Consider the following 23,148-nt stretch of genomic DNA (forward strand, 5'->3'; position numbering starts at 1 on the left):
GAGAGTCAGCAATGCCCAGCCCACTGCGCCCGGATCAACGCCGATTCCCGTTGCACGTGCACATCAGCGTCATGTTCACCTTCCTGCTGTTGCTGACAGGCGTTGTGCTGGGGTTGTTCAATTATCGCCAGACCACCCGGATCATCCTGTCGAGCAGTGAAAACCTGTTCAATCGCATCGAACAGGACGTGCGCCTGGACCTGCATTCAACTTACGAACCGATCCGGCACCTGCTGAGCCTTCTGGCCAACGATCAGGCAGCCGACGCTTCGAACCTGCAGCAGCGTCTGGCGCTACTCAAGCCGTTCACTCAGTCACTCAAGGACAACAGCGATCTCGCGTCGCTGTATCTGGGGTACGGCAACGGCGACTTCTTCATGGTTCGCCCCTTGCGTACCTACGCCCTTAAAACCCTGCTCAAGGCGCCGCCGACCGCGGTCTATCAGGTCTGGAGCATCGAGCACGACGCCAGCGGCACCGTATCGTCGCAGTCACTGTTCTTCGATCAGACACTGGCGCCGGTGGGGCGCGACGTCAATTCCGACGACCGCTACGACCCGCGTACCCGCAACTGGTACATCAACGCCCTGCAACAGGGTGACCAGATCACCACCGAGCCCTATGTATTTTTCTCCACGCACAATGTGGGCACCACGCTCGCCCGTCGCAGCAGCGCAGACTCCGTCATCGGTGCCGATTTGACCCTTGAAGCACTTTCCGCCACCTTGCTCAAGCATGTCGTCACCCCCTCCACCGAAATCGTGTTGTTCGATGCCGATGGCAATGCGGTGGCCTATCCCGATAGCCGCCGGCTGATTGTCGACGACCGCAGCGCGCGCCTGGCCAAGGCCGCCGACCTGAGCCCGAACCTGCACGCGTTGCTGTCCGCGCCCCATCAGGGTAAACGGCTCGACGTCAATGGGCGCCACTGGATCGTCGCCCGCAGCAACCTGGAGGAAGGTGGGCCGAAAGGTTTGCAGATGGCCCTGCTGGTGCCGGAGGACGAACTGCTGGCCGACGCCTACCGCATGCGCTGGCAAGGCGCGCTGATCACCCTCGCGATCTTGCTGCTGTGCCTGCCGCTGGGCTGGCTGATCTCGCGGATTCTGGTCAAACCGTTGCACGCGCTGGTCAAGGAAGCCGACGCGATCCGCAGTTTCGATTTCAATTTTCCGGTCACCCGCCGCTCGCCGGTGCTGGAGGTCGACCAGTTGAGCCTGTCGATGGCGCGCATGAAAGACACACTCGCCAGCTTCTTCCGCATCACCGACAGCCTCAGCGCCGAAACCCGCTTCGCCCCGCTGCTGCATCGGGTGCTGTTCGAAACGGTGCAGATCGCCCAGGCCCAGGCAGGGTTGATCTATCTGCGCGAAAGCGACGGCAACCGCATGGAACCCTATGGACTGGTGATCGACGGTGTTTCACAGGAGCCGGGCGGGTTCAACGTGCTCGGCCAGGACCTGCTGGCAGATCAGGGCCCGGCGTGGTTTCAGCAACTGATCCACGCCGACAACGTGGTCAGCAGCCTCGGCTTCGAGCAGGCCGCAGACTTGCAAAACGTCCTGTTGGCCATGCAGTCGCCGCGCATCCACCTGATCGGTATCCGCCTGCGTAACCGCCACAACGAGACCATTGGCTTGTTGATTCTGCTGATCAACGACAGCGGCAACGCTCAGGATCTGGAAAAACTGCGCCCGGACCGCATTGCCTTCCTGCAAGCAGTGTCCGGTGCGGCGGCGGTGAGTATTGAAAGTCAGCGTCTGCAAGCGAAACAGAAGCAGTTGCTCGATGCGTTCATCCAGTTACTGGCCGGCGCCATCGACGCCAAGAGCCCCTACACCGGCGGCCACTGCCAGCGTGTGCCGGAATTGACCTTGATGCTTGCGCAAGCCGCTGCCGCCAGCCAGGCACCGGCATTTCAGCGTTATCAGCCCAGCGAAGACGAGTGGGAAGCGCTGCACATCGCGGCCTGGCTGCACGATTGCGGCAAGGTCACCACACCCGAATATGTCGTCGACAAGGCGACCAAACTGGAAACCCTCAACGATCGCATCCACGAAATTCGCACCCGTTTCGAAGTGCTCAAGCGCGATGCCTGGGTCAGTTATTGGCAGGCGCTGGCGCTCGGCGGCAACGCGGCGCAACTGAGCGAACAGCGTGACGCTGCGCTGACGCAACTGGACGATGACTTTGCCTTTGTTGCCCGCTGCAATCTGGGCGGCGAGGCCATGGCACCCGCCGATCTGCAGCGCCTTGAGCGCATCGCCGAGCGGCGCTGGATGCGCACCCTCGATGATCGCCTGGGGGTGTCATGGGAGGAAAACCGCCGTCAGGCGCAAACGCCCGCGCCAACGCTGCCAGTCAGCGAGCCACTGCTGGCGGACAAGCCCGAACACCTGATCGAACGCGCCGAGAGTGAACTGATTCCGGAAGACAATCCGTGGGGGTTCAAACTGGATGTGCCGCGTTACAAATACAATCGCGGCGAACTGTACAACCTGAGCATTGCCCGGGGCACCTTGACCCGCGAAGAGCGCTACATCATCAATCACCACATGGTGCAGACGATCCTGATGCTCAGCCACCTGCCCTTCCCCGGGCACCTGGACAGCGTCGCGGAAATCGCCGGCGGGCATCACGAAAAAATGGACGGCAGCGGCTATCCAAAGCGCCTGAAACGCGAAGACATGAGCCTGCCGGCACGGATGATGGCGATTGCCGATATTTTCGAGGCGCTGACGGCTGCGGATCGGCCGTACAAGAAAGCCAAAACCCTGAGCGAGGCATTGGCGATCATGGCCACCATGTGCCGCGAGGCGCACATCGACGCCGAGCTGTTCGCGCTGTTCATCAATGACGGGGTTTACATGCAATACGCTGCGCGGTTTCTCGATCCGCGCCAGATCGATGCGGTGGATCCGGCCAGCCTGCTGCGCAAGGCTGGCCTGAGTGCCTGATCAGCATTCGGTCAGACGCAGGAAGATCGCCGCCAATTGCTCGATGCCGGCCTGATCGTCGGTGCCAAAACGCGCCAGTTTCGGGCTGTCGAGATCGAGTACGCCGATCAACCGACCGTCCTTGACCAGCGGCACTACCAACTCGCTGTTGGAAGCGCTGTCGCAAGCGATATGGCCCGGGAACGCATGCACGTCTTCGACGCGCTGAGTCTGTAGACTGGCCGCCGCGGCGCCACACACGCCGCGCCCGAACGGAATGCGCACGCAAGCGATCTGGCCCTGGAACGGACCGAGCACCAGCTCTTCATTGCGATTGAGGTAGAAACCCGCCCAGTTCAAGTCATCGAGCTGGTTGAACAGAAACGCCGAAAACTGCGCGGCATTCGCGATGAAATCGCGCTCGTCCGCCAGCAGCGATTCCAGTTGTGCGGCCAACATGCCGTAGCCTTCGAGGCCCTGGCCGCTTTGTTGCAAATCAATCATGCCTTGTGCTCCAGCAATTTCAGACCCACCCAGTAACGGGCGAATTGGTACGCGCAACGGCCGTTGCGATTGCCGCGCCCGGTGGCCCAGCGCACGGCGAGAATGTCCAGTTGTTCGTCGCGCTGCCAGCTCAGGCCAGCCTTGGCGGCCAACTGGCCGACCCAGTGTTCGACGACATTGAGGAAGTGTTCCTGGGTAAACGGATAAAACGACAGCCACAGACCGAAACGGTCCGACAAGGCGATCTTGTCTTCCACCGCCTCACTCGGATGCAGCTCGCCGTCGACACGCTTCCAGTTTTCGTTGTCGCTTTCCTTCTCCGGCACCAGATGGCGGCGATTGGAAGTGGCGTACAGCAGAACGTTGTCCGGGGCCTGCTCGAGCGAGCCGTCGAGCACGCTTTTCAGCACGCGGTAATCGCCTTCGCCGGATTCGAACGACAGGTCATCGCAAAACAGCACGAAGCGCTGTGGCAGTTTGCCGATCTGCTCGACCACGCGCGGCAGGTCGGCCAGATGATCGCGTTCGATCTCGATCAACCGCAGGCCGGCCTTGGCGTGTTCAGCCAGCAGCGCGCGCACCAGCGAGGATTTACCGGTACCGCGCGAACCCCAGAGCAGCGCATGGTTGGCCGGCATGCCGTCGAGAAACTGCTGGGTGTTGCGGCCCAGTTGCTCCAGTTGACGGTCGACACCGATCAGGTCGGACAGGCGCATGTCGAGGCTGACGTCCAGCGGCAGCAAGTATCCGCTACGCCCGTCTCGCTGCCAGCGCGCGGCCAGGCAAGTATTCCAGTCGATCAGCGGACGTGGCGCCGGCAGCAAGGGTTCGATCCGCGCCAGAACCGACTCGGCGCGTTCAAGAAAAGCATTCAATCGGGAATCCACGTCTTCTCCTCGGGCACGTTCACAGTGATTATGTCGATACAGCGACGACAGACAGATCTCAATCCCCGCTCAGGCCTTGTTACAAGGCGATTCGGGAACCTCGGTATCCATACATGATCGACTATGCTTGAGCAGCGAAGGGAAACGGAAGTGGTTCAACACCCCATGGATATCAAATTCACCCACCGGCTGTCTTACAAGCAAGCCAGATTCACTGTGCTGGTCGGGTTCATTCTGGGCACGCTGCTCAGCCTGCTGCAAATCGGCATCGATTATGCCAGCGAAGACGCCTCCATCAACCGTGAAATCCTGTCTTTGCTGGAAATCAGCCACAATCCGGCATCGCGGATCGCCTACAACATCGACGCGGAACTGGCGCAGGAACTGACCCTGGGGCTGTTGCGTTCGCCGGCGATCATCTCGGCGCAACTGACGGACAACAATGGCAACGTGCTGGCCAACGTCAAACGCCCGGAGCTGCAAAGCGGCTATCGAGTGATCAGCGACTTCCTGTTCGGCGCCAAACGCCAGTTCGAAGACCGTCTGTACCTCGACCACCTGCCTGACGAATCATTGGGCATCCTCAGCCTTGAAGTCGACACGTACGCGTTCGGCAGCCGTTTCCTGCGCCGCGCCGAAGTCACTCTGCTCAACGGGTTTGCCCGCAGCCTGATCCTCACCGGGATCCTGCTGGCGTTGTTCTACGTGATGCTGACCAAGCCACTGGTACGGCTGATTCGTGAACTCAGTGCGCGCGACGCACGCAGTGCAGAACCGACAACGCTGGAATGCCCGGCCGGACACGCCAATGACGAGATCGGCGTGCTGGTCAAAGTCGCCAACCAGCAGTTCGAAAACATCGCCACGGAAATCCAGCAGCGCCGCAACGCCGAAAACCGCCTGACCGACTACCTCGGGCAGCTGGAGCACATCGTTTCGGCCCGCACCGCCGAGCTCAAGGCGATCAACACCCGGCTCAGCCAGTCCAACGAAGAACTGGAGATCGCCCGCAGCACCGCACTGGACATGGCCGAAGCACGCTCGGCGTTCCTTGCCAACATGAGTCACGAGATCCGCACCCCGCTCAACGGTCTGCTGGGCATGATCGCCCTGTCCCTTGACGGCCCGCTGAATGCCGAACAACAGCAACAGCTGTCAATAGCCCATGACTCGGGCAAGGTGCTGGTGGAGCTGCTCAACGATATTCTCGACCTGTCCAAGTTCGATGCCGGACAACTGGAGCTCGAGCACATCCCGTTCGACCTCGGCTCGCTGATCGAGGATACCGCCAACCTGCTGTCGCAGAACGCAGCGCCGAGCGTCGAACTGACCTGCCTGATCGATCCGCACTTCCCCGCTCTGGTGCTGGGAGACCCGACCCGGGTGCGGCAGATCGTCAGCAACCTGTTGTCCAATGCCCTGAAGTTCACCCGCTTCGGCCGGGTTGATGTGCGCCTGTCGGCCCATGGCGACGGGGTGCGCATTGAAGTCTGCGACACCGGTATCGGCATCGCCCAGGAGGCCCAGGTGAAAATCTTCCAGCCGTTCACCCAGGCGGGCGCCGGTATCACCCGGCAGTACGGCGGCACCGGTCTCGGCCTCGCGCTGACCTACAACCTCTGTGAAGCCATGCAGGGTCGGCTGACCATCAGTTCCGAGGCCGGTTTCGGCAGTCAGTTTTGTGCCGACCTGCCGCTGCCGTGCCATACCCGGGCGATCATGCCGCCACCACTGCACGGCAAGGTATTGGCGATCACCGCGGCCAGCAGCGGCCTGGCGGAACTCCTCAAAACATTGCTGCCGGTGTGGGGCGTGACGTATGAACAGCGCACCATGGACGATCCGTTGCTGGGCCTGTCACCCGATCTGCTGATCACCGATTGCCCGGAATGCCTGTTCAGTCTGCGCCCGACCCTCAGCGCACCGATCCTGGTGGTGACCGCTTATGGCAGCTTCATGCCCAGCGAAGAGGCCGCAGCGCTGGCGCCATTGCAGCAACAGGCCCGACCACTGGCACGCAACGCGCTGTATCAGATCCTGCGGCGCATTCTCCTGGCAGACATCACCACGAACAACGATGCGCAGCACGAAAGCCAGCCGGTTCAACGCCGCGGACGCGTGCTGCTGGTGGAGGACAATCCGGTCAACCAGTTGGTGGCCAAAGGCATGCTCGGCAAGCTCGGGTGCGACGTGGTGGTCGCCGCCCACGGCGCCGAAGCGCTGGATCAACTGGAGCACGATGAGTTCGACCTGGTGCTGATGGACTGCAACATGCCGGTGATGGACGGCTACGAGGCGAGCCGGCAGATTCGCCAGAGCGGGCGCTGGCCGCATCTGCCGATCGTCGCGCTGACCGCCAACGCCATGTCGGAAGAGCGCGAACGCTGCCGTGCCGCCGGCATGAGCGATTACCTGGCCAAGCCGTTCCGCCGCGAAGAGCTGGCGACCCTGCTCGATCAGTGGATTCCGACTACGTCAGCGCTTTGATCTGCCCCAGCAAGTGATCGAGACCGTTACGCAAATCGTTGAGCCGTTCAAGATCCACGCCGCTGTCGCACAACAATCGGGCCTTGAGCGGCCCGACCTGCTCGCGCAACGCCTGACCCTGGGTGGTCAGGCTTAAATGCACTTCACGCTCATCGCGCGTAGAACGCTGGCGCTGCACCCACTGCAATTGCTCAAGCCGCTTGAGCAACGGCGTCAGAGTGCCGGAGTCCAGCGCCAGACGCTCGCCCAAGGCCTTGACCGTCGGTTGCTCCGGCGCTCTGTCCTGCCACTCCCACAGCACCAGCATCACCAGGTACTGCGGGTACGTCAGGCCGAGCTGATCGAGCATCGGCTTGTAAGCGCGAATCACCGCCCGGGACGCGGCATACAACTTGAAGCACAACTGACTGTCGAGCTTCAGCGAATCGTCGGGCAGGCTGTTCATTTGAGCAGGGCTTCGATCTCGCCGCTGATGTCCTGCGGCTTGGTGGTCGGGGCAAAACGCTTGACCAGTTGCCCATCCTTGCCGATCAGGAACTTGGTGAAATTCCACTTGATGCCCTCGGAGCCGAGCAGACCCGGAGCGCGTTTTTTCAACTGCACGAACAGTGGATGCGCATCAGAACCGTTGACATCGATCTTCTTGAACAGCGGGAAACTCACGCCGTAATTCAGCTCGCAGAACTCGCTGATCGCACCCTCGTTGCCTGGCTCCTGCTTGCCGAACTGATTACACGGAAACCCCAGCACCACCAGGCCCTGATCCTTGTAGGTCTGCCACAGCTCTTCCAGGCCTTTGTATTGCGGGGTGAAGCCGCATTTGCTGGCGGTATTGACCACCAGAACGGCCTTGCCGGCGAAATCGGCCAGGGTCTTTTGCTCACCCTTGATGGTGGTGACAGGAATATTCAGCAGGTTGTCGCTCATGATCCGCACTCTGAATTCTGGAAGAAGCCGAAAACATAGCGAGCAATTAAATTGTGTGCAATTTAATTAACTGCACATAACCCTGTAGGAGCTGCCGAAGGCTGCGATCTGTTGATCTTGAAAATCAAAAGATCGCAGCCTTCGGCAGCTCCTACAGGGGCTCGCATCACTCGCGCGGTACCAGGTCCAGGCACACCGAGTTGATGCAATAACGCAGGCCGGTCGGTGGCGGCCCATCGGGAAACACGTGGCCCAGATGCGCGTCGCAGCGGGCGCATTTGACCTCGGTACGGATCATGCCGTGGCTGGTATCGCGGATCTCGGTCATGGCGCTTTCGCCGATCGGCGCGTAGAAACTTGGCCAGCCGCAGCCGGAATCGAATTTGGTCGTGGAGTCGAACAGCGGCTCATTGCAGCAGACGCAGTGATAGACACCGTCAGTCTTGGTGTCGTTGTATTTGCCGGAAAACGGCCGTTCGGTCGCACTGAGACGGCACACGTTGTACTGCTCGGGGTCGAGCATCGCCCGCCATTCTTCCAGGGTTTTTTCCAACTTTTCCATCATCACACCTCAACGGCTGAAAAAGCCCGATCTGTACCTTTTCCACGGATCGGGTGGCACGTATGATTGCGCCTCGTCACACGCCAGTCTGGCAGCCAGACCGGGCGCATTCAAACGGATTATTGGCGCCATTGCGCAAGACTCCGCCTGTGCGAAGACGCAGGAATCCCAGTACGGTTGGCCATCCGCCGTCTGGATCGTTCATTTTCGGGATCACATCGCCATGCAGTTCAGCAAATCGAACAAGCTCGCCAACGTCTGCTACGACATTCGCGGCCCGGTGCTCAAGCACGCCAAACGTCTGGAAGAGGAAGGCCAGCGCATCCTCAAGCTGAACATCGGCAACCCGGCACCGTTTGGTTTCGAAGCGCCGGACGAAATTCTCCAGGACGTGATCCGCAACCTGCCGACCGCTCAGGGCTACAGCGATTCCAAAGGCCTGTTCAGCGCCCGTAAAGCGGTGATGCAGTACTACCAGCAAAAGAATGTCGAAGGTGTCGGCATCGAAGACATCTACCTGGGCAACGGCGTGTCCGAGCTGATCGTGATGTCGCTGCAGGCACTGCTCAACAACGGCGACGAAGTGCTGGTACCGGCCCCGGACTACCCGCTGTGGACCGCCGCCGTGAGCCTGGCCGGCGGTAACGCCGTGCATTACCTGTGCGACGAGGGTGCCGACTGGTTCCCTGATCTGGCCGACATCAAGGCCAAGATCACGCCGAACACCAAGGCCATGGTGATCATCAACCCGAACAACCCGACCGGTGCGGTGTACTCGAAGGAAGTACTGCTGGGCATGCTGGAAATCGCCCGCGCGCACAATCTGGTGGTGTTCTCCGACGAGATCTACGACAAGATTCTTTATGACGATGCCGTGCACATCTGCACCGCCTCGCTGGCACCGGACCTGCTGTGCCTGACCTTCAACGGGCTGTCGAAATCCTACCGCGTGGCGGGTTTCCGCTCCGGCTGGATCGCCATCTCCGGGCCGAAACACAATGCCCAGAGCTACATCGAAGGCATCGACATGCTGGCCAACATGCGCCTGTGCGCCAACGTGCCGAGTCAGCACGCAATCCAGACTGCCCTCGGCGGCTATCAGAGCATCAATGATCTGGTGCTGCCGCAAGGTCGTCTGCTGGAGCAGCGCAACCGTACCTGGGAGTTGCTCAACGACATTCCGGGCGTCAGCTGCGTCAAGCCGATGGGCGCGCTGTATGCATTCCCGCGGATCGACCCGAAGGTCTGCCCGATCCACAACGACGAAAAATTCGTCCTCGACCTGCTGCTTTCCGAGAAGTTGCTGGTGGTGCAAGGCACGGCGTTCAACTGGCCGTGGCCGGATCACTTCCGCGTGGTGACCCTGCCCCGCGTCGACGACCTCGAGATGGCCATCGGACGTATCGGCAACTTCCTCAAGTCCTACCGCCAGTAACCGGTCGACCGTGCGCAACGGCCCGAACGTTGCGCACTGTCTGATTCAGCAACACTTCTGCCCTACCCGCCTCGCAGGGCCTTCTACACTTGCGATTCGTATAGTCCACTTGCCTCTGGCGCAGTGGTGGCGGGTGGCGGCTGGCTGTCATCCCTTTCGGTTTCGGTCGTGGGCAATGGCCTGCAGCCCCGGAATCCGCTGTAGGACACAGTTTGAAATAGTCACTCAGTTGAATCACCCCGTGCCGCACCTTATATACCCCGCAGTACGCTACATCTTTAGCTTGAGGAGATTTCTACAACCATGATGCGCATCCTGCTGTTTTTGGCCACTAACCTGGCGGTCGTGCTGATAGCCAGCATCACCCTGAGCCTGTTCGGCTTCAACGGGTTCATGGCGGCCAACGGGGTTGATCTCAACCTCAGTCAGCTGCTGGTTTTCTGTGCGGTCTTTGGTTTCGCCGGTTCGCTGTTCTCGCTGTTCATCTCAAAGTGGATGGCCAAGATGAGCACCGGCACCCAGATCATCAGCCAGCCACGTACCCGGCATGAACAATGGCTGCTGCAAACCGTCGAGCAACTGTCCCGCGAAGCCGGGATCAAGATGCCCGAAGTCGGTATTTTTCCGGCCTACGAGGCCAATGCCTTTGCGACCGGCTGGAACAAGAACGACGCGTTGGTCGCAGTCAGCCAGGGCCTGCTCGAGCGCTTTTCGCCGGATGAAGTGAAAGCCGTTCTGGCCCACGAAATCGGTCACGTGGCCAACGGTGACATGGTCACCCTGGCGCTGATCCAGGGCGTGGTGAACACCTTCGTGATGTTTTTTGCGCGGATCATCGGCAACTTCGTCGACAAGGTGATTTTCAAGAACGAAGAAGGCCAGGGCATTGCCTACTACGTGGCGACCATCTTCGCCGAATTGGTCCTGGGCATCCTCGCCAGCGCTATCGTCATGTGGTTCTCGCGCAAGCGCGAATTCCGTGCCGACGAAGCCGGCGCACGTCTGGCGGGCACCAACGCGATGATCGGCGCGCTGCAACGCCTGCGCGCCGAACAGGGCCTGCCGGTACACATGCCGGACACCCTGAACGCCTTCGGCATCAACGGTGGCATCAAACAGGGCTTTGCCCGCATGTTCATGAGCCACCCGCCGCTGGAAGAGCGTATCGACGCGCTGCGTCGTCGCGGTTGATCCATCTGGCGTGACAACCGAAAAGGCCCGCAGCGATGCGGGCCTTTTTGTGCTCGGGATTGTGTGTTGCGGATCTGGCCCCATCGCTGGCAAGCCAGCTCCCACAGTGATTTGATTCGTCCTCGAATCCAGAAAACACCACAAAACCCTGTGGGAGCTGGCTTGCCAGCGATGGGGCCCGCACCGCCAATACAAACCTATCGACCAGAAACCCGGTAAACCCGCTCCTCCAACCGCGTCACCCCCGCCTGCAAAAACTTCCAGCTCTCCCCCAGCACATCCTGCTCTTCCAGCATTCGCACCTGCCAGGCACCCGCCAGCAAGCGCTGCACCTCATCATCGCTCACCGCAAACGGTGGCCCGGACATTTGCGCCTGATCATAATCCAGAGTGATCAACAACCCTTGCACAACCGGCGGCAGGATTTGCTGCAGATGCGTCGCATAGCGTTCACGCATCGCAGGCGGCAAGGCGATCAACGCTGCCCGGTCGTACAACGCCGCGCAGTCCGCTACATCGTCTGCAGTCAGCGCGAAGAAATCACCGCACCACAACTCGATGGAATCGCCGCGATAGACCTTGAACGGCCCCGCGTCGCGGACCTGCGGCGTTATCTGATGTTCACTGAAGAAGTCCTCGATGGCCTTCTGCGACAACTCGACCCCAAGCACCTGATATCCGCGCCCGGCCAGCCACAACAGATCCAGGCTTTTGCCGCACAGAGGCACCAGCACTCGCGCCTGGGCCGGGATATTCAACTGCGGCCAGAGACGCTGCAGATACGGATTCACCTCAGGCAGGTGAAAGCCGATCTGATTGGATTCCCACTTCTTGTGCCAAAACTCAGGCTGCATGTTTCACCTCAAAAAATTCGATCAATAAGCGTTAAAACTTATATTAGATTTAGATCAATGATCTGACTGAAGATGGCACCATCTTACCGCTCAGGAACCTTTCCATGTTTCCCAGCCTGTTTATCTCCCACGGCTCGCCAATGCTGGCCCTGGAACCCGGCGCCAGCGGCCCGGCCCTCGCGCGCCTGGCGGCCGAACTGCCTAAACCGAAAGCCATCGTGATTGTCTCTGCCCACTGGGAAAGCCAGGAATTGCGGGTCAGCAGCCATTCGCAACCCGAAACCTGGCACGACTTCGGCGGTTTTCCCCGCGCCCTGTTTGAAGTGCAATATCCGGCGCCGGGCAATCCGCAACTGGCCACCGAAGTGGCCGAATTGCTCAACGCTGCCCATCTGCCGGCTCGCCTCGATGCGCAACGACCGTTCGACCACGGCGTCTGGGTGCCGCTGTCACTGATGTACCCGCAGGCGGATATTCCGGTGGTGCAGGTGTCGCTGCCGAGTCGCGGTGGCCCGGCGCTGCAAACCCGTGTCGGACAAGCACTGGCGATTCTGCGCGAGCAGGGTATTTTGCTGATCGGCTCCGGCAGCATCACCCACAACCTGCGCGAACTGGACTGGCATGCCGGCCCGGAAAGCGTCGAGCCGTGGGCGCGGGATTTTCGTGACTGGATGATCGACAAGTTGGCGGCCAATGACGAAGCGGCGTTGCACGACTATCGTCAGCAGGCGCCAAATGCGGTGCGCAGCCATCCGAGTGACGAACATTTGTTGCCGTTGTATTTTGCCCGTGGCGCGGGAGGTGAGTTCAGCATTGCTCATCAAGGTTTCACGATGGGCGCGCTGGGTATGGATATTTATCGCTTCGGTTGACGCCTTCGCGAGCAGGCTCGCTCCCACAAAGGCAAAAAGCAGACATAAAAAATCCCCGAACCAGTCGGGGATTTTTCATGTTCGATCAATCAGCCCGAGGGCGGATCAATCTTCGCGGTAGCGACGCAGTTTCAGCTGCTTGCCAGCGACGCGAGTGTCCTTCAGCTTGGTCAGGAGTTTGTCCAGACCATCTTCCGGCAGCTCGACGAGGCTGAAGCTGTCACGCACCTGAATGCGACCGATCGCTTCGCGGGCCAGACCACCTTCGTTGAGGATCGCGCCCAGCAGGTTCTTGGCGGCGATACCGTCACGCGCACCCAGCGCGGTACGGCAACGGGCACGGCCTTCGCCCAGAGGCATTGGCGCGCGACGCTCGCGGTCGCCACGATCAGGACGATCACCGGAACGCTCAGGACGGTCGCCACGCGGTGCGTTGTTCGGCACCAGTGGACGTTCCTTCTCGATCGCTGCCAGGTTCAGCGCTTGACCGTTGGTTGCCTTGCGCAGCAGGGCTGCAGCCAGTGCACGCGGGGTGCAACCGATGTCAGCGGTCAGACGATCGAGCAGCTCGCCGTGAGTCGATTCGGCATCGGCGACCAGCGGCGACAGGCTATTGGTCAGTTTCTTGATGCGTGCATCGAGCACAGCTTGAGCGTCCGGCAGACGCACTTCGGCAACTTTCTGGCCGGTGACACGCTCGATCACTTGCAGCATGCGGCGCTCACGTGGAGTCACCAGCAGCAGCGCACGACCTTCGCGACCGGCACGGCCGGTACGGCCGATACGGTGCACGTAGGACTCCGGATCGTACGGCATGTCCACGTTGAACACGTGGGTGATGCGCGGAACGTCCAGACCACGGGCAGCCACGTCGGTCGCGACAACGATGTCCAGACGGCCATCCTTGAGCGAGTCGATGACGCGCTCACGCTGGTTCTGGGCGATGTCACCGTTCAGCGCAGCGGCTTTGTAGCCTTTGGCGTCCAGGGCACTGGCCAGATCCAGGGTCGCTTGCTTGGTGCGCACGAACATGATCAGCGCGTCGAAGTCTTCCACTTCCAGCAAGCTGAGAACGGCAGAAGTCTTCTGGTCAGCGTGAACCAACAGGTGAGCCTGTTCGATCGCGGTAACGGTCTGAGTCTTGCTCTGGATCTTCACGTGCTTCGGATCGCGCAGGTGGCGCTCGGCGATGGCACGGATCGACTGCGGCAAGGTTGCCGAGAACAATACGGTCTGACGGGTTTCCGGCATGGCCTTGAAGATCACTTCCAGGTCGTCCATGAAGCCCAGTTTGAGCATTTCGTCCGCCTCGTCCAGAACCAGGTGGTTCACGGTAGCGAGGACTTTTTCGTCGCGACGCAGGTGGTCGCACAGACGGCCCGGCGTGGCGACAACGATCTGTGCGCCATTACGGATTGCTTTCAATTGTGGGCCCATCGGCGCGCCGCCGTAGACAGCCACAACAGTTACGCCCGGCATTTGCTTGGCGTAGGTTTCGAAAGCGGTTGCAACTTGTAGCGCCAACTCACGAGTTGGGGCCAGGATCAGAGCTTGCGGCTCGCGCTTGGACGGATCAATGCGGTGCAGGATAGGCAGGGCAAAGGCAGCGGTTTTACCGGTACCGGTTTGCGCCTGACCAATCATATCGTGACCGGCGAGGATGATCGGGATCGACTGCTGCTGAATGGCCGAAGGCTCTTCATAGCCGGTAGCGACTACTGCAGCGACAATATTGGGATGAAGTTCAAGAGCGGCGAAGCCGCCGATTTCCTGGGTCATGGGTCTGCCTCTAAGTGCATCCGCAAAGACCCATGCTCCAAAGCTGCGCATGCCGTGTTGAGACTCAAGAGTCGCCCTGGCAGCTTTGTCGGCGGGGATTTGCGAAAACGTATGAATGAAAAAGAATCGTCAAGGAAGAGCCCGCAGTGCGGACGTGCAGCCGAAGCTGACTTCGGGGAATTGCGCTACCTAAACGCGGCCCGGTTAAAGGCCGGCGCGCACTATACCGGAATTTGCCCAAAAAGGGAGCTTTTTTTATCAGCTGAATCGCGGTGTCACCGCTGTGTAACGGGGTTTTGCGGATAATCGTGCGAAGGTCTATTTTGCAAAGGCCCGGCCTTGCGGGTGATGACGCTTAAACGATTCATCGATGTGCGGCATACCGTCGCTGCACCCGCCCTTCCCGCCCGAGGATCTACCCATGAATCAGCCCTGCCCCGGCCGCGTCAGCCGTGAACGTCGAGGTCATATCCACTTGATCGGCCTTGACCGGGCCGCCAAACGCAATGCCTTCGACCTCGATATGCTCAATGACCTGAGCCTGGCCTACGGTGAGTTCGAGGCCGACAGTGACGCGCGAGTGGCCGTGGTGTTCGGGCATGGCGAGCACTTTACCGCCGGTCTGGATCTGCTCAATGCCAGCGCCGCCCTCGCCGATGGCTGGCAGGTTCCGACCGGCGGTTGCGACCCGTGGGGCGTTTTCGTCGGGCCGCGCGTGAGCAAACCGGTAATTGTCGCCGCGCAGGGCTACTGCCTGACCATCGGTATCGAGTTGATGCTGGCCGCTGACATCAACCTGTGCGCGAGCAATACCCGCTTCGCGCAAATGGAAGTACAGCGAGGGATTTTTCCTTTTGGTGGCGCGACCTTGCGTTTTCATCAGGTGGCCGGCTGGGGCAATGCCATGCGCTGGCTGCTGACCGGCGATGAATTCGATGCGCATGATGCATTGCGCCTGGGTTTGGTACAGGAAGTAATGGCCAGTGAGGACCTGCTGCCCCGCGCGATCGAACTGGCCGAGCGGATTGCCCGGCAGGCACCCTTGGGGGTGCAGGCGACGCTGATGTCGGCGCGGCAGGCACGGTATGAGGGTGAGACGGCGGCGGCACAAGGATTGCCGGCACTGGTGAAGAAGTTGCTGGGGAGCGAGGATGCCAAGGAAGGCATCAGCTCGCTGGTTGAGCGGCGGCCAGGCATCTTCAAAGGGATCTGAGAAATTTGGAGCTCTTCAGGCCCTCTTCGCGAGCAAGCTCGCTCCCACATTTGGAATACATTTCAAATGTGGGAGCGAGCTTGCTCGCGAAGGGGCCATTACTGACCACTCATGTCGCCGGACGAATGGCCTTGATCAACGACTGCAACGAATACCCCAACCGCGGCGCCAGCGCTTCAGCGCGGGCGGTCAGCGCCTGCATGTCCAGCTCCTGATCGAGATCCGCCGGCACAATCAGAATCACATTGCCCTCCTTCACCGGCAGTTCCCAGTAATGCCGGTGGTAGAGCCCACGCAGCAACGCGGCGCCCAGCGGTTTGCCATCATCGGTGGCCCACTGGTTGATCACCAGCCAGCCGCCCGGATTCAAACGCTTCTGACAGTCGCCGAGAAAACTCCAGGCCAGATGCCCGACACCCGGGCCGACATCGGTGTACAGGTCGACAAAGATCAGATCCGCAGGCTCGGCCGTCGGCAGCAACTCCAGCGCATCGCCGACCCGAATGTACAAACGCGGATCGTCATCCAGCCCCAGGTATTCGATGGCCAGACGCGGCACGTCCGGGCGCAGCTCAATGGCTTCGACGTCTTCCAGCGGCAGGAACTTGAGGCAGGCCTGGGTCAGCGTACCGGCACCGAGACCAAGAAACAGCGCGCTCTCCGGTTGTTCATGGCACAACGCGCCAATCAGCATCGCCCGGGTGTAGTCGTATTCGAGCCAGCTCGGATCGGCGGTGAACACGCAGCTCTGCTCGATGGCATCGCCGAATTCCAGAAAGCGGTAATCGGCCACTTCCAGCACGCGAATCACGCCGAACTCATCCTGTACCTCGGCGAGCAACAGCTCGACGCGCTCCTCAGTCATTTCGTCTCCTGATGGTCACCGGGCGCGGTGACGCGATGGCACCGCTCCGGCGCCGTGGCAAAGCGGCGATTGTCGGTGATGGGGCGGGAGCAGGTCACGCACTAATTGCTGCTAACATGGCCTTCCCGTGCGTAGAACCCATTAGAGACCGTGATGAGCCAACCCTGGAGTCCTGACAGCTGGCGCGCCCTGCCGATCCAGCAACAACCCCAATACCCCGACGCCGCGCATCTGCGCCAGGTCGAGCAGACCCTGGCCAGCTATCCGCCGCTGGTGTTTGCCGGTGAAGCGCGCGAGCTGCGCCGCCAGTTTGCCGAGGTCACTCAGGGCCGGGCGTTCCTGTTGCAGGGCGGCGATTGCGCGGAAAGCTTTGCCGAGTTCTCGGCAGCGAAGATTCGCGACACCTTCAAAGTGTTGCTGCAAATGGCGATCGTCATGACCTTCGCCGCCGGTTGCCCGGTGGTCAAGGTCGGGCGCATGGCCGGTCAGTTCGCCAAGCCGCGCTCTGCCAACGACGAAACCCTCAACGGCGTGACCCTGCCCGCCTACCGTGGCGACATCGTCAACGGCATCGGTTTTGACGAAAAGAGCCGCGTGCCGGATCCGGAGCGTCTGCTGCAGTCCTATCACCAGTCCACCGCTACCCTGAACCTGTTGCGCGCCTTCGCCCAGGGCGGCTTTGCCGACCTGCATCAGGTGCACAAGTGGAACCTGGATTTCATCGCCAACTCGGCACTGGCCGAGAAATACAGCCACCTCGCCGACCGCATCGATGAGACCCTCGCATTCATGCGCGCCTGCGGCATGGACAGCTCGCCGCAACTGCGCGAAACCAGTTTCTTCACCGCTCACGAGGCACTGTTGCTGAACTACGAAGAAGCGTTCGTGCGTCGCGACAGCCTGACCAACGATTACTACGATTGCTCGGCGCACATGCTGTGGATCGGTGACCGTACTCGTCAGCTCGACGGTGCTCACGTCGAATTCCTGCGCGGGGTGAACAACCCGATTGGCGTCAAGGTCGGCCCGAGCATGAACCCGGACGACCTGATTCGCCTGATCGATGTGCTCAACCCGGACAACGATCCCGGCCGCCTGAACCTGATTGCGCGGATGGGCGCGAACAAGGTCGGCGACCACCTGCCGGCGCTGATCCGCGCGGTACAGCGTGAAGGCAAGCAGGTGCTGTGGAGCTCCGACCCGATGCACGGCAATACGATCAAGGCCAGCAGCGGCTACAAGACCCGCGACTTCGCGCAGATCCTGGGTGAGGTGAAACAGTTCTTCCAGGTGCACGAAGCCGAAGGCACTTATGCCGGCGGGATTCATATCGAGATGACCGGGCAGAATGTCACCGAGTGCATCGGTGGCGCTCGGCCGATCACGGAAGACGGGTTGTCGGATCGTTATCACACCCACTGCGATCCGCGGATGAATGCCGATCAGTCGCTGGAACTGGCGTTTTTGATTGCGGAAACCCTGAAACAGGTCCGCCGCTAGACCGAGTCGCCCCATCGCCAGCAGGCATGGATTGACCTCTATCCCTGTAGGAGCTGCCGAAGGCTGCGATCTTTTGATCTTGATTTAAAAAATCAAAAGATCGCAGCCTTCGGCAGCTCCTACAAGGATCAAGATCACCCAGAGATCTCTGTGGGAGCCAGCCTGCTGGCGATGAGGTCGGTTCAGGCACCCTCAATTTGCGCCAACGCCACCCGCAACCGCGCCGCACTCTCGCGCTGACAATTAAGCTGCACCCGCGCAAGCCTCAGCCAATCGGCCATCTGCCGCAGATTCAACGCCAGCGCCAGCATCCCCTCTTCATCCAGCCCCGGCACTTCCTCATGCACCGCGTGCACCGCCAGGCGCCCCGACGCTCGTTCGGCGCGCAGATCGACTCGCGCGGCAATCCGTTCGTTGTGCAGGAAAGGCAGCACGTAATAGCCGTAAACGCGCTTGTCCTGCGGCGTGTAGATCTCCAACCGATAGCGGAAATCAAACAGCCGCTCGGTGCGACTGCGTTCCCAGATCAACGAATCGAACGGCGACAACAGTGCACTGGCAACCACTTTGCGCGGCACCTTCGGTTCCGGCAGGCAGTAGGCGATCTGTCGCCAACCGGTGACTTCACAGGTCTGCAACTGCCCGTCCTCGACCAGTTCCGCCAGACGCGGTCGCGCATCAGACGGATTCAAGCGGAAATAATCCCGCAGATCCTTTTCCGTGCCGACGCCGAGCGCCTGCGCCGCGTGCAGCAACAAACCACGCTGCGCTTGCGCCTCGTCAGGTAACGCTTGTTGCAGAATCGAGGAGGGAATGACCCGCTCCGGCAAATCATACAAACGCTCAAAACCGCGACGACCGGCCACGGTCACTTCACCCGCGGCAAACAGCCACTCCAGCGCATGCTTTTCCGCGCTCCAGTCCCACCACTGCCCGGCCTTGTCCTCGCGGGTCGACAGACTGCCGGCACCCAATGCACCGCGCTCCTCGACCGCACTCAAGACCCGGCGCACAACGCTCTGCTGCTCCAGACCAAACTTTGCCAGTTGCTGATAAATGTCTCTGCCATTCCTCGCCCGCTGCATGCGCCAACCCATCAACGGATACATGGCCAATGGCAACAACGATGCCTCATGGCCCCAGTACTCGAACAACGTGCGACGTCGTCCCGAACTCCAGGCGGCCTGATCGAGCAAATCAGCGGAATAGGAACCCAAACGGGAAAACAGCGGCAGGTAGTGCGAGCGCACCACGGCGTTGACGGAGTCGATCTGCAGCAGGCCCAGCCGTTCGATCAGCCGGTTAAGTTGCGGCGCCTTGACGGTTGGCGGCTGGCGCCCGTTGAATCCTTGGGCGGCCAGCGCCAGACGTCGCGCCTGTTTGAGAGAAAAGGCCAGAGTCGCGGGCATGAGCATCTCCTTGTCTGCTCGCAACCTACCTCACCTGAAAGTGGTTTGTGTAGTAAGGCGCCGATCATTTATGCATCGGATCGTCCCAGAACGGCCGAATCGCCTCGTGTTCGACGTCGGCCCGACTGACCCCGATGTCCTTCAGCGCTTCATCGCTCAGACTGGCGAGCAACTCGCGCTCACGGTGCAGTTCGTACCAGCGGCTGAACCTGTGCAGCAGATCGGAAACGATATGGCCGTGGCCGGAAAATTTTGTGTCGTCTACATACTCTCTTTGACCTTTCATCGTGTTGCCCTCCTTGTGGATGGCTCAAGTCTCGCGCTGGCGCTAAGATCAATCCAACGAATGTTTCTGATGACATTCATCACGGAGATTCATCAATTGTCGGCTTACCCCAGTATCGATACCGATGTCCTGCGCACCTTCGTCGCGATTGCCGATCAGGGCGGTTTTACCCGCGCCGGCGAAATGGTCAACCGCACGCAATCGGCGGTGAGCATGCAGATGAAACGTCTGGAAGAAGACGTGTTGCAGCGTCAGCTGTTCGAGCGCGACGGCCGCCAGGTACGCCTGACCGCCGAAGGCCAGGTGTTGCTGGGTTATGCGCGGCGCATCCTGAAATTACACAGCGAAGTGTTCAACACGCTGCGCGAGCCACACATGGTCGGCACCGTGCGCATCGGTACGCCGGACGATTACGTGATGCGGTTTCTGCCGGGGATCCTGTCGCGGTTCGCGCAGTTCTACCCGTTGATCCAGATCGAAGTGCATTGTGAGTCCAGCAAACAGCTGTTGCAGCGCACCGATCTGGACTTGTCGATCGTCACCCGCGAGCCGGGCAACGAGATCGGCCAGTTGCTGCGCAAGGAGCGTTTTGTCTGGGCCGAGGCGCAGAATTTCAGCGCGCACGAGCAGACGCCGCTGCCGCTGGCGATGTTCAACAGTGATTGTTTCTGCCGCTTGTGGGCCTGCAATGCGCTCGACGCGATGGGCCGCGATTACCGCATCGCCTACAACAGCACCAGCCTGTCGGCACTGATGGCGGTGGTGAGCGCGGGTCTGGCGATCACCGCGCAACTGGAAAGCCTGATCACTCCGGACATGCGTATTCTCGGTGCCAACGAAGACCTGCCGCTGCTGCCCGAGGCCAGCATCATGCTGATCCGCAACCTGAACAACCCGTCGCCGATCACCGAATGCCTGGCCGAGCACATCGTCGAAGGCTTCAAACTTTAAACGCGAGCATCACCGCACACAGCACCAGGAAACCGCAGAACAGCCCGCGCAGCAGTTTTTCCGGCATGGCGTGAGCGACTTTCACACCCCAACTGATGCTCGCCAGACCGCCGATGGCCAGGGGCAGGCCGATCATCCAGTCGACCTCGTGATGCACCGCATAGGTCACCAGGGTCACGCCGGTGCTGGGCAGCGCCAGTGCCAGCGACAGGCCTTGAGCGACCACCTGGCTAGTACCGAACAGACTGGTGAGGACCGGCGTCGCCACCACGGCCCCGCCGACACCGAACAGACCGCCCATGGTTCCGGACGCCGCGCCAAGCACACCCAGCCATGGCCATGAGTAACGCATCTCTGAGCTCACTGCCGGCTTTTTGCCGAACATCTTCAGCAAGTTGTACGCCGAGAGCACCACGAGGAAAGCGACAAAACCGATCCGCATGGTTTGCGCATCAATGCCTACCGCCCAGATCGAACCGATCCACGCAAAGCAAAAACCCATGATCGCCAGCGGCAGCGCGTGGCGCAGTTCGATGCGGTTACGCTGGTGATAACGCCACAGCGCCAGCATCACGTTCGGCACGACCATCACCAGCGCCGTGCCTTGGGCGATCTGTTGATCGAGGCCGAACCACACGCCCAGCAGCGGAATGGCGATCAGCCCGCCACCAATACCGAATATTCCGCCCAATGTCCCCAAGGCGGCGCCAAACAGCAGGTACAGCAAAAACTCGATCACAGCGATGTCCTCATCCGTCAGGCGATCCATCCTACGCAGTCGTGACTGGCGGGGAAACGCACAGCAACGCACAATGGCTGTGCCAAAACCGCATAGGCACTGAGATGGTTCATGAATCCCAATCAATTGACCGAACAACTGGGGCTGTTTCTCGATGTGCTGGAGAGCGGGAGCTTTTCTGCGGCTTCGCGTCGACATCCGCTGACGCCATCCGCCGTCGCCCGACGCATCGACAGTCTGGAGAGCGCTGTCGGCAGCCAGCTGTTTATCCGCAGCACTCATGCGGTGCGCGCCACGCCGGCCGGGCTGGCGTTTGCCGAACGGGCGCGGCGAATCGTTGCCGAGCTGCAATTGGCGCGGGCTGAAGCGGTGTCTCTGAGCAGCGCGCCGGAGGGGCTGATTCGGGTGGATGCGCCAGCGGCGTTCGGGCGCCGACATCTGGCGCCGGTGATTGCCGATTTTCTGGTGCTGTATCCGGGGCTGGATGTGCAACTGCATCTGATCGACAGCTTCGTCGACATGGACGGTTCAAACCTGGGCAAGGTCGACCTGGTATTGCGTGCCGGGCAGATGGCCGACACCCGGCTGGTGGCCACTCCGTTGGCGAGCATGGTGCGCATCGCCTGCGCCAGCCCCGACTATCTCAAGCGCCGGGGCGTGCCGAGCGAACCCGCACAATTGAGCGAGCATGACGGCCTCGATTGGGACGGCCTCGCCCCGCCCTTCGCCTGGCGTTTCGAGCAAAACGGGCAAATGCAATTGCACCGCCCGGCGCGGGTGCGCATGAGCGCCAACAACGCTGAGGCGTTGGTTTGCGGAGCGCTTGCGGGACTCGGGATCGCGCATCTACCCACCTGGCTGGCCAGCGAATACCTGTTACGTGGCGAGTTGCTGCCGCTGTTCTGTGAAAACGGCCTGCCAAAACCGGAGAGCACCGGCATCTATGCGCTGCGGCTGGAACAACAGGCCAGCTCCCGCAGCCGCCTGCTGCTGGAATACCTCAAGACCCGTTTCAGCCCCGTGCCGCCGTGGGATCTGGCGCTGCAACGTGAACTGGGCCGGCACTGACCGATCCGCCACCAGACACAATTGTCTGGCGCATTAAAGATTCGAGCGCTAGATTCATCTGCATCACCGTTCAAGGCACTGACATGACCACCGACCGCGACGCCACCGACCACTGCGAAGACCTGCTGCTCGACAATCAGGCCTGCTTCGCCCTGCATTCCACTTCGCTGATGATGACCAAGGTCTACAAGCCGCTGTTGCAAGCGCTTGGCCTGACGTATCCGCAATACCTGGCGATGATGGTGCTGTGGGAGAAGGACGGTTTGACCGTCGGAGAAATCAGCACGCGCCTGCTGACCGATCCGGGCTCGCTGACCCCGCTGCTCAAGCGGCTGGAAGGTGAAGGCTTGCTCAGCCGAACCCGCAGCCGTGAGGATGAACGCGTGGTGATCGTTGAACTGACTGCACAGGGGCGCGCCCTGAAAGACAAGGCCCGAACCGTGCCTCAATGCATCCTGGGGGCCAGTGGCTTCACGCTGCAGCGCCTGCAAAACCTGCAAGCTGAATTGCAGGCATTGCGTGGACATTTGCAGGACAGCCTCGCTTAAGACTCCCCTTCCCTGTGGGCGCAGCCTTGCGTCTGCAGGCGAATCGCACCGTCCCCCCGCTTATCCCCCGAAAAATTCTTTCTCTCGTTTCACGTTAGAAAACCTTCCATATCAAACGCTTGAGATCACGACACT

General features: G+C 60.9%; 21 protein-coding genes. 10 read left to right on the forward strand and 11 right to left on the reverse strand.

The genetic code is table 11. The features are described from left to right. Positions 1-11 precede the first annotated feature (11 nt). Entirely contained in the window at positions 12-2,957 is a 2,946-nt protein-coding gene (locus HXW87_RS22680; protein ID WP_239777807.1) for an HD domain-containing phosphohydrolase, read from the forward strand. On the opposite strand, the gene HXW87_RS22685 is transcribed toward HXW87_RS22680, so the two are convergent. Together HXW87_RS22685 and HXW87_RS22690 are read right to left on the reverse strand one after the other, a co-directional pair. Then, positions 2,958-3,440, reverse strand: a complete 483-nt coding sequence (locus HXW87_RS22685) for a GAF domain-containing protein (RefSeq protein ID WP_095668669.1) — start codon at positions 3,438-3,440, stop codon at positions 2,958-2,960. Continuing rightward, positions 3,437-4,327, reverse strand: a complete 891-nt coding sequence (locus HXW87_RS22690) for an ATP-binding protein (protein ID WP_239777808.1) — start codon at positions 4,325-4,327, stop codon at positions 3,437-3,439. Before HXW87_RS22690 ends, HXW87_RS22685 begins: the two co-directional genes overlap by 4 nt. A 165-nt stretch (positions 4,328-4,492) precedes the next feature. Here HXW87_RS22690 and HXW87_RS22695 point away from each other — a divergent pair, with 165 nt between their 5' ends. Continuing rightward, complete coding sequence (locus HXW87_RS22695) at positions 4,493-6,814, forward strand: response regulator (protein ID WP_239777809.1); 2,322 nt, start codon at positions 4,493-4,495, stop codon at positions 6,812-6,814. On the opposite strand, the gene HXW87_RS22700 is transcribed toward HXW87_RS22695, so the two are convergent. From HXW87_RS22700 to msrB, 3 genes are all read right to left on the reverse strand, one after another. Continuing rightward, positions 6,798-7,259: a MarR family transcriptional regulator gene (locus HXW87_RS22700; RefSeq protein ID WP_239777810.1), complete on the reverse strand. Its 462-nt coding sequence runs from the start codon at positions 7,257-7,259 to the stop codon at positions 6,798-6,800. The two genes, HXW87_RS22695 and HXW87_RS22700, sit on opposite strands and share 17 nt — an antisense overlap. After that, a complete protein-coding gene (locus HXW87_RS22705; protein WP_027613435.1) occupies positions 7,256-7,741 on the reverse strand; it encodes a glutathione peroxidase in 486 nt (161 codons plus the stop codon). The genes HXW87_RS22700 and HXW87_RS22705 overlap by 4 nt, the downstream gene beginning before the upstream one ends. A 166-nt stretch (positions 7,742-7,907) precedes the next feature. Then, the gene (gene msrB, locus HXW87_RS22710) at positions 7,908-8,303 is read right to left on the reverse strand and encodes a peptide-methionine (R)-S-oxide reductase MsrB (RefSeq protein WP_239777811.1); all 396 of its coding nucleotides are present in this window, start codon (positions 8,301-8,303) and stop codon (positions 7,908-7,910) included. Between the two features lie 223 nt (positions 8,304-8,526). Between msrB and HXW87_RS22715 the strand changes: the two genes are divergently transcribed. Next, entirely contained in the window at positions 8,527-9,738 is a 1,212-nt protein-coding gene (locus HXW87_RS22715; RefSeq protein WP_003226761.1) for a pyridoxal phosphate-dependent aminotransferase, read from the forward strand. A gap of 303 nt (positions 9,739-10,041) precedes the next feature. Then, on the forward strand, positions 10,042-10,929 hold the full coding sequence (htpX, locus tag HXW87_RS22720) for a protease HtpX (RefSeq protein ID WP_041069582.1): 888 nt from the start codon (positions 10,042-10,044) through the stop codon (positions 10,927-10,929). A 197-nt stretch (positions 10,930-11,126) separates the two neighbouring features. Here the strand turns inward: htpX and HXW87_RS22725 are convergent, their stop codons facing one another. After that, on the reverse strand, positions 11,127-11,783 hold the full coding sequence (locus HXW87_RS22725) for a thiopurine S-methyltransferase (protein WP_239777812.1): 657 nt from the start codon (positions 11,781-11,783) through the stop codon (positions 11,127-11,129). A 104-nt stretch (positions 11,784-11,887) separates the two neighbouring features. On the opposite strand from HXW87_RS22725, the gene HXW87_RS22730 reads away from it, so the two are divergent. Beyond that, positions 11,888-12,655, forward strand: coding sequence for a class III extradiol ring-cleavage dioxygenase (locus HXW87_RS22730; protein ID WP_239777813.1), 768 nt, complete (start codon positions 11,888-11,890; stop codon positions 12,653-12,655). Between the two features lie 105 nt (positions 12,656-12,760). Here HXW87_RS22730 and HXW87_RS22735 read toward each other — a convergent pair whose 3' ends face one another. After that, entirely contained in the window at positions 12,761-14,434 is a 1,674-nt protein-coding gene (locus HXW87_RS22735) for a DEAD/DEAH box helicase (protein WP_007964821.1), read from the reverse strand. A 421-nt stretch (positions 14,435-14,855) separates the two neighbouring features. On the opposite strand from HXW87_RS22735, the gene HXW87_RS22740 reads away from it, so the two are divergent. Then, complete coding sequence (locus HXW87_RS22740; protein ID WP_239777814.1) at positions 14,856-15,647, forward strand: crotonase/enoyl-CoA hydratase family protein; 792 nt, start codon at positions 14,856-14,858, stop codon at positions 15,645-15,647. Positions 15,648-15,756: 109 nt separating this feature from the next. Here HXW87_RS22740 and HXW87_RS22745 read toward each other — a convergent pair whose 3' ends face one another. After that, a complete protein-coding gene (locus HXW87_RS22745) occupies positions 15,757-16,512 on the reverse strand; it encodes a spermidine synthase (RefSeq protein ID WP_095668663.1) in 756 nt (251 codons plus the stop codon). Between the two features lie 153 nt (positions 16,513-16,665). Here HXW87_RS22745 and HXW87_RS22750 point away from each other — a divergent pair, with 153 nt between their 5' ends. Continuing rightward, positions 16,666-18,012 (forward strand): 3-deoxy-7-phosphoheptulonate synthase class II, encoded by a 1,347-nt coding sequence (locus tag HXW87_RS22750; RefSeq protein WP_095668662.1) that lies wholly within the window; start codon positions 16,666-16,668, stop codon positions 18,010-18,012. 182 nt (positions 18,013-18,194) lie between these two features. On the opposite strand, the gene HXW87_RS22755 is transcribed toward HXW87_RS22750, so the two are convergent. Together HXW87_RS22755 and HXW87_RS22760 are read right to left on the reverse strand one after the other, a co-directional pair. After that, on the reverse strand, positions 18,195-19,421 hold the full coding sequence (locus HXW87_RS22755) for a winged helix-turn-helix domain-containing protein (protein WP_239777815.1): 1,227 nt from the start codon (positions 19,419-19,421) through the stop codon (positions 18,195-18,197). 64 nt (positions 19,422-19,485) lie between these two features. Continuing rightward, positions 19,486-19,707: a DUF1127 domain-containing protein gene (locus HXW87_RS22760; RefSeq protein ID WP_047295457.1), complete on the reverse strand. Its 222-nt coding sequence runs from the start codon at positions 19,705-19,707 to the stop codon at positions 19,486-19,488. A 96-nt stretch (positions 19,708-19,803) separates the two neighbouring features. Between HXW87_RS22760 and HXW87_RS22765 the strand changes: the two genes are divergently transcribed. Next, positions 19,804-20,658, forward strand: a complete 855-nt coding sequence (locus tag HXW87_RS22765) for a LysR substrate-binding domain-containing protein (protein ID WP_047295460.1) — start codon at positions 19,804-19,806, stop codon at positions 20,656-20,658. Here the strand turns inward: HXW87_RS22765 and HXW87_RS22770 are convergent. After that, positions 20,648-21,397: a sulfite exporter TauE/SafE family protein gene (locus HXW87_RS22770; protein WP_179295022.1), complete on the reverse strand. Its 750-nt coding sequence runs from the start codon at positions 21,395-21,397 to the stop codon at positions 20,648-20,650. The genes HXW87_RS22765 and HXW87_RS22770 overlap by 11 nt on opposite strands. A gap of 111 nt (positions 21,398-21,508) precedes the next feature. Between HXW87_RS22770 and HXW87_RS22775 the strand changes: the two genes are divergently transcribed. Together HXW87_RS22775 and HXW87_RS22780 are read left to right on the forward strand one after the other, a co-directional pair. Next, positions 21,509-22,465, forward strand: coding sequence for a LysR family transcriptional regulator (locus HXW87_RS22775; protein ID WP_039770458.1), 957 nt, complete (start codon positions 21,509-21,511; stop codon positions 22,463-22,465). 83 nt (positions 22,466-22,548) lie between these two features. Further along, complete coding sequence (locus tag HXW87_RS22780) at positions 22,549-23,013, forward strand: MarR family transcriptional regulator (RefSeq protein WP_182401897.1); 465 nt, start codon at positions 22,549-22,551, stop codon at positions 23,011-23,013. Positions 23,014-23,148 lie beyond the last annotated feature (135 nt).

This window comes from Pseudomonas sp. Y5-11 (genome assembly GCF_022368695.1).
GTDB classification, from domain to species: domain Bacteria; phylum Pseudomonadota; class Gammaproteobacteria; order Pseudomonadales; family Pseudomonadaceae; genus Aquipseudomonas; species Aquipseudomonas parakoreensis.

Bases quoted from the DNA above. Each gene is read 5' to 3' on its own strand.
- HXW87_RS22680 (WP_239777807.1), top strand. From the start codon at position 12: ATGCCCAGCCCACTGCGCCCGGATCAACGCCGATTCCCGTTGCACGTG.
- HXW87_RS22685 (WP_095668669.1), bottom strand. From the start codon at position 3,440: ATGATTGATTTGCAACAAAGCGGCCAGGGCCTCGAAGGCTACGGCATG.
- HXW87_RS22695 (WP_239777809.1), top strand. From the start codon at position 4,493: ATGGATATCAAATTCACCCACCGGCTGTCTTACAAGCAAGCCAGATTC.
- HXW87_RS22700 (WP_239777810.1), bottom strand. From the start codon at position 7,259: ATGAACAGCCTGCCCGACGATTCGCTGAAGCTCGACAGTCAGTTGTGC.
- HXW87_RS22705 (WP_027613435.1), bottom strand. From the start codon at position 7,741: ATGAGCGACAACCTGCTGAATATTCCTGTCACCACCATCAAGGGTGAG.
- msrB (WP_239777811.1), bottom strand. From the start codon at position 8,303: ATGGAAAAGTTGGAAAAAACCCTGGAAGAATGGCGGGCGATGCTCGAC.
- HXW87_RS22715 (WP_003226761.1), top strand. From the start codon at position 8,527: ATGCAGTTCAGCAAATCGAACAAGCTCGCCAACGTCTGCTACGACATT.
- htpX (WP_041069582.1), top strand. From the start codon at position 10,042: ATGATGCGCATCCTGCTGTTTTTGGCCACTAACCTGGCGGTCGTGCTG.
- HXW87_RS22725 (WP_239777812.1), bottom strand. From the start codon at position 11,783: ATGCAGCCTGAGTTTTGGCACAAGAAGTGGGAATCCAATCAGATCGGC.
- HXW87_RS22730 (WP_239777813.1), top strand. From the start codon at position 11,888: ATGTTTCCCAGCCTGTTTATCTCCCACGGCTCGCCAATGCTGGCCCTG.
- HXW87_RS22735 (WP_007964821.1), bottom strand. From the start codon at position 14,434: ATGACCCAGGAAATCGGCGGCTTCGCCGCTCTTGAACTTCATCCCAAT.
- HXW87_RS22740 (WP_239777814.1), top strand. From the start codon at position 14,856: ATGAATCAGCCCTGCCCCGGCCGCGTCAGCCGTGAACGTCGAGGTCAT.
- HXW87_RS22745 (WP_095668663.1), bottom strand. From the start codon at position 16,512: ATGACTGAGGAGCGCGTCGAGCTGTTGCTCGCCGAGGTACAGGATGAG.
- HXW87_RS22750 (WP_095668662.1), top strand. From the start codon at position 16,666: ATGAGCCAACCCTGGAGTCCTGACAGCTGGCGCGCCCTGCCGATCCAG.
- HXW87_RS22755 (WP_239777815.1), bottom strand. From the start codon at position 19,421: ATGCCCGCGACTCTGGCCTTTTCTCTCAAACAGGCGCGACGTCTGGCG.
- HXW87_RS22760 (WP_047295457.1), bottom strand. From the start codon at position 19,707: ATGAAAGGTCAAAGAGAGTATGTAGACGACACAAAATTTTCCGGCCAC.
- HXW87_RS22775 (WP_039770458.1), top strand. From the start codon at position 21,509: ATGAATCCCAATCAATTGACCGAACAACTGGGGCTGTTTCTCGATGTG.
- HXW87_RS22780 (WP_182401897.1), top strand. From the start codon at position 22,549: ATGACCACCGACCGCGACGCCACCGACCACTGCGAAGACCTGCTGCTC.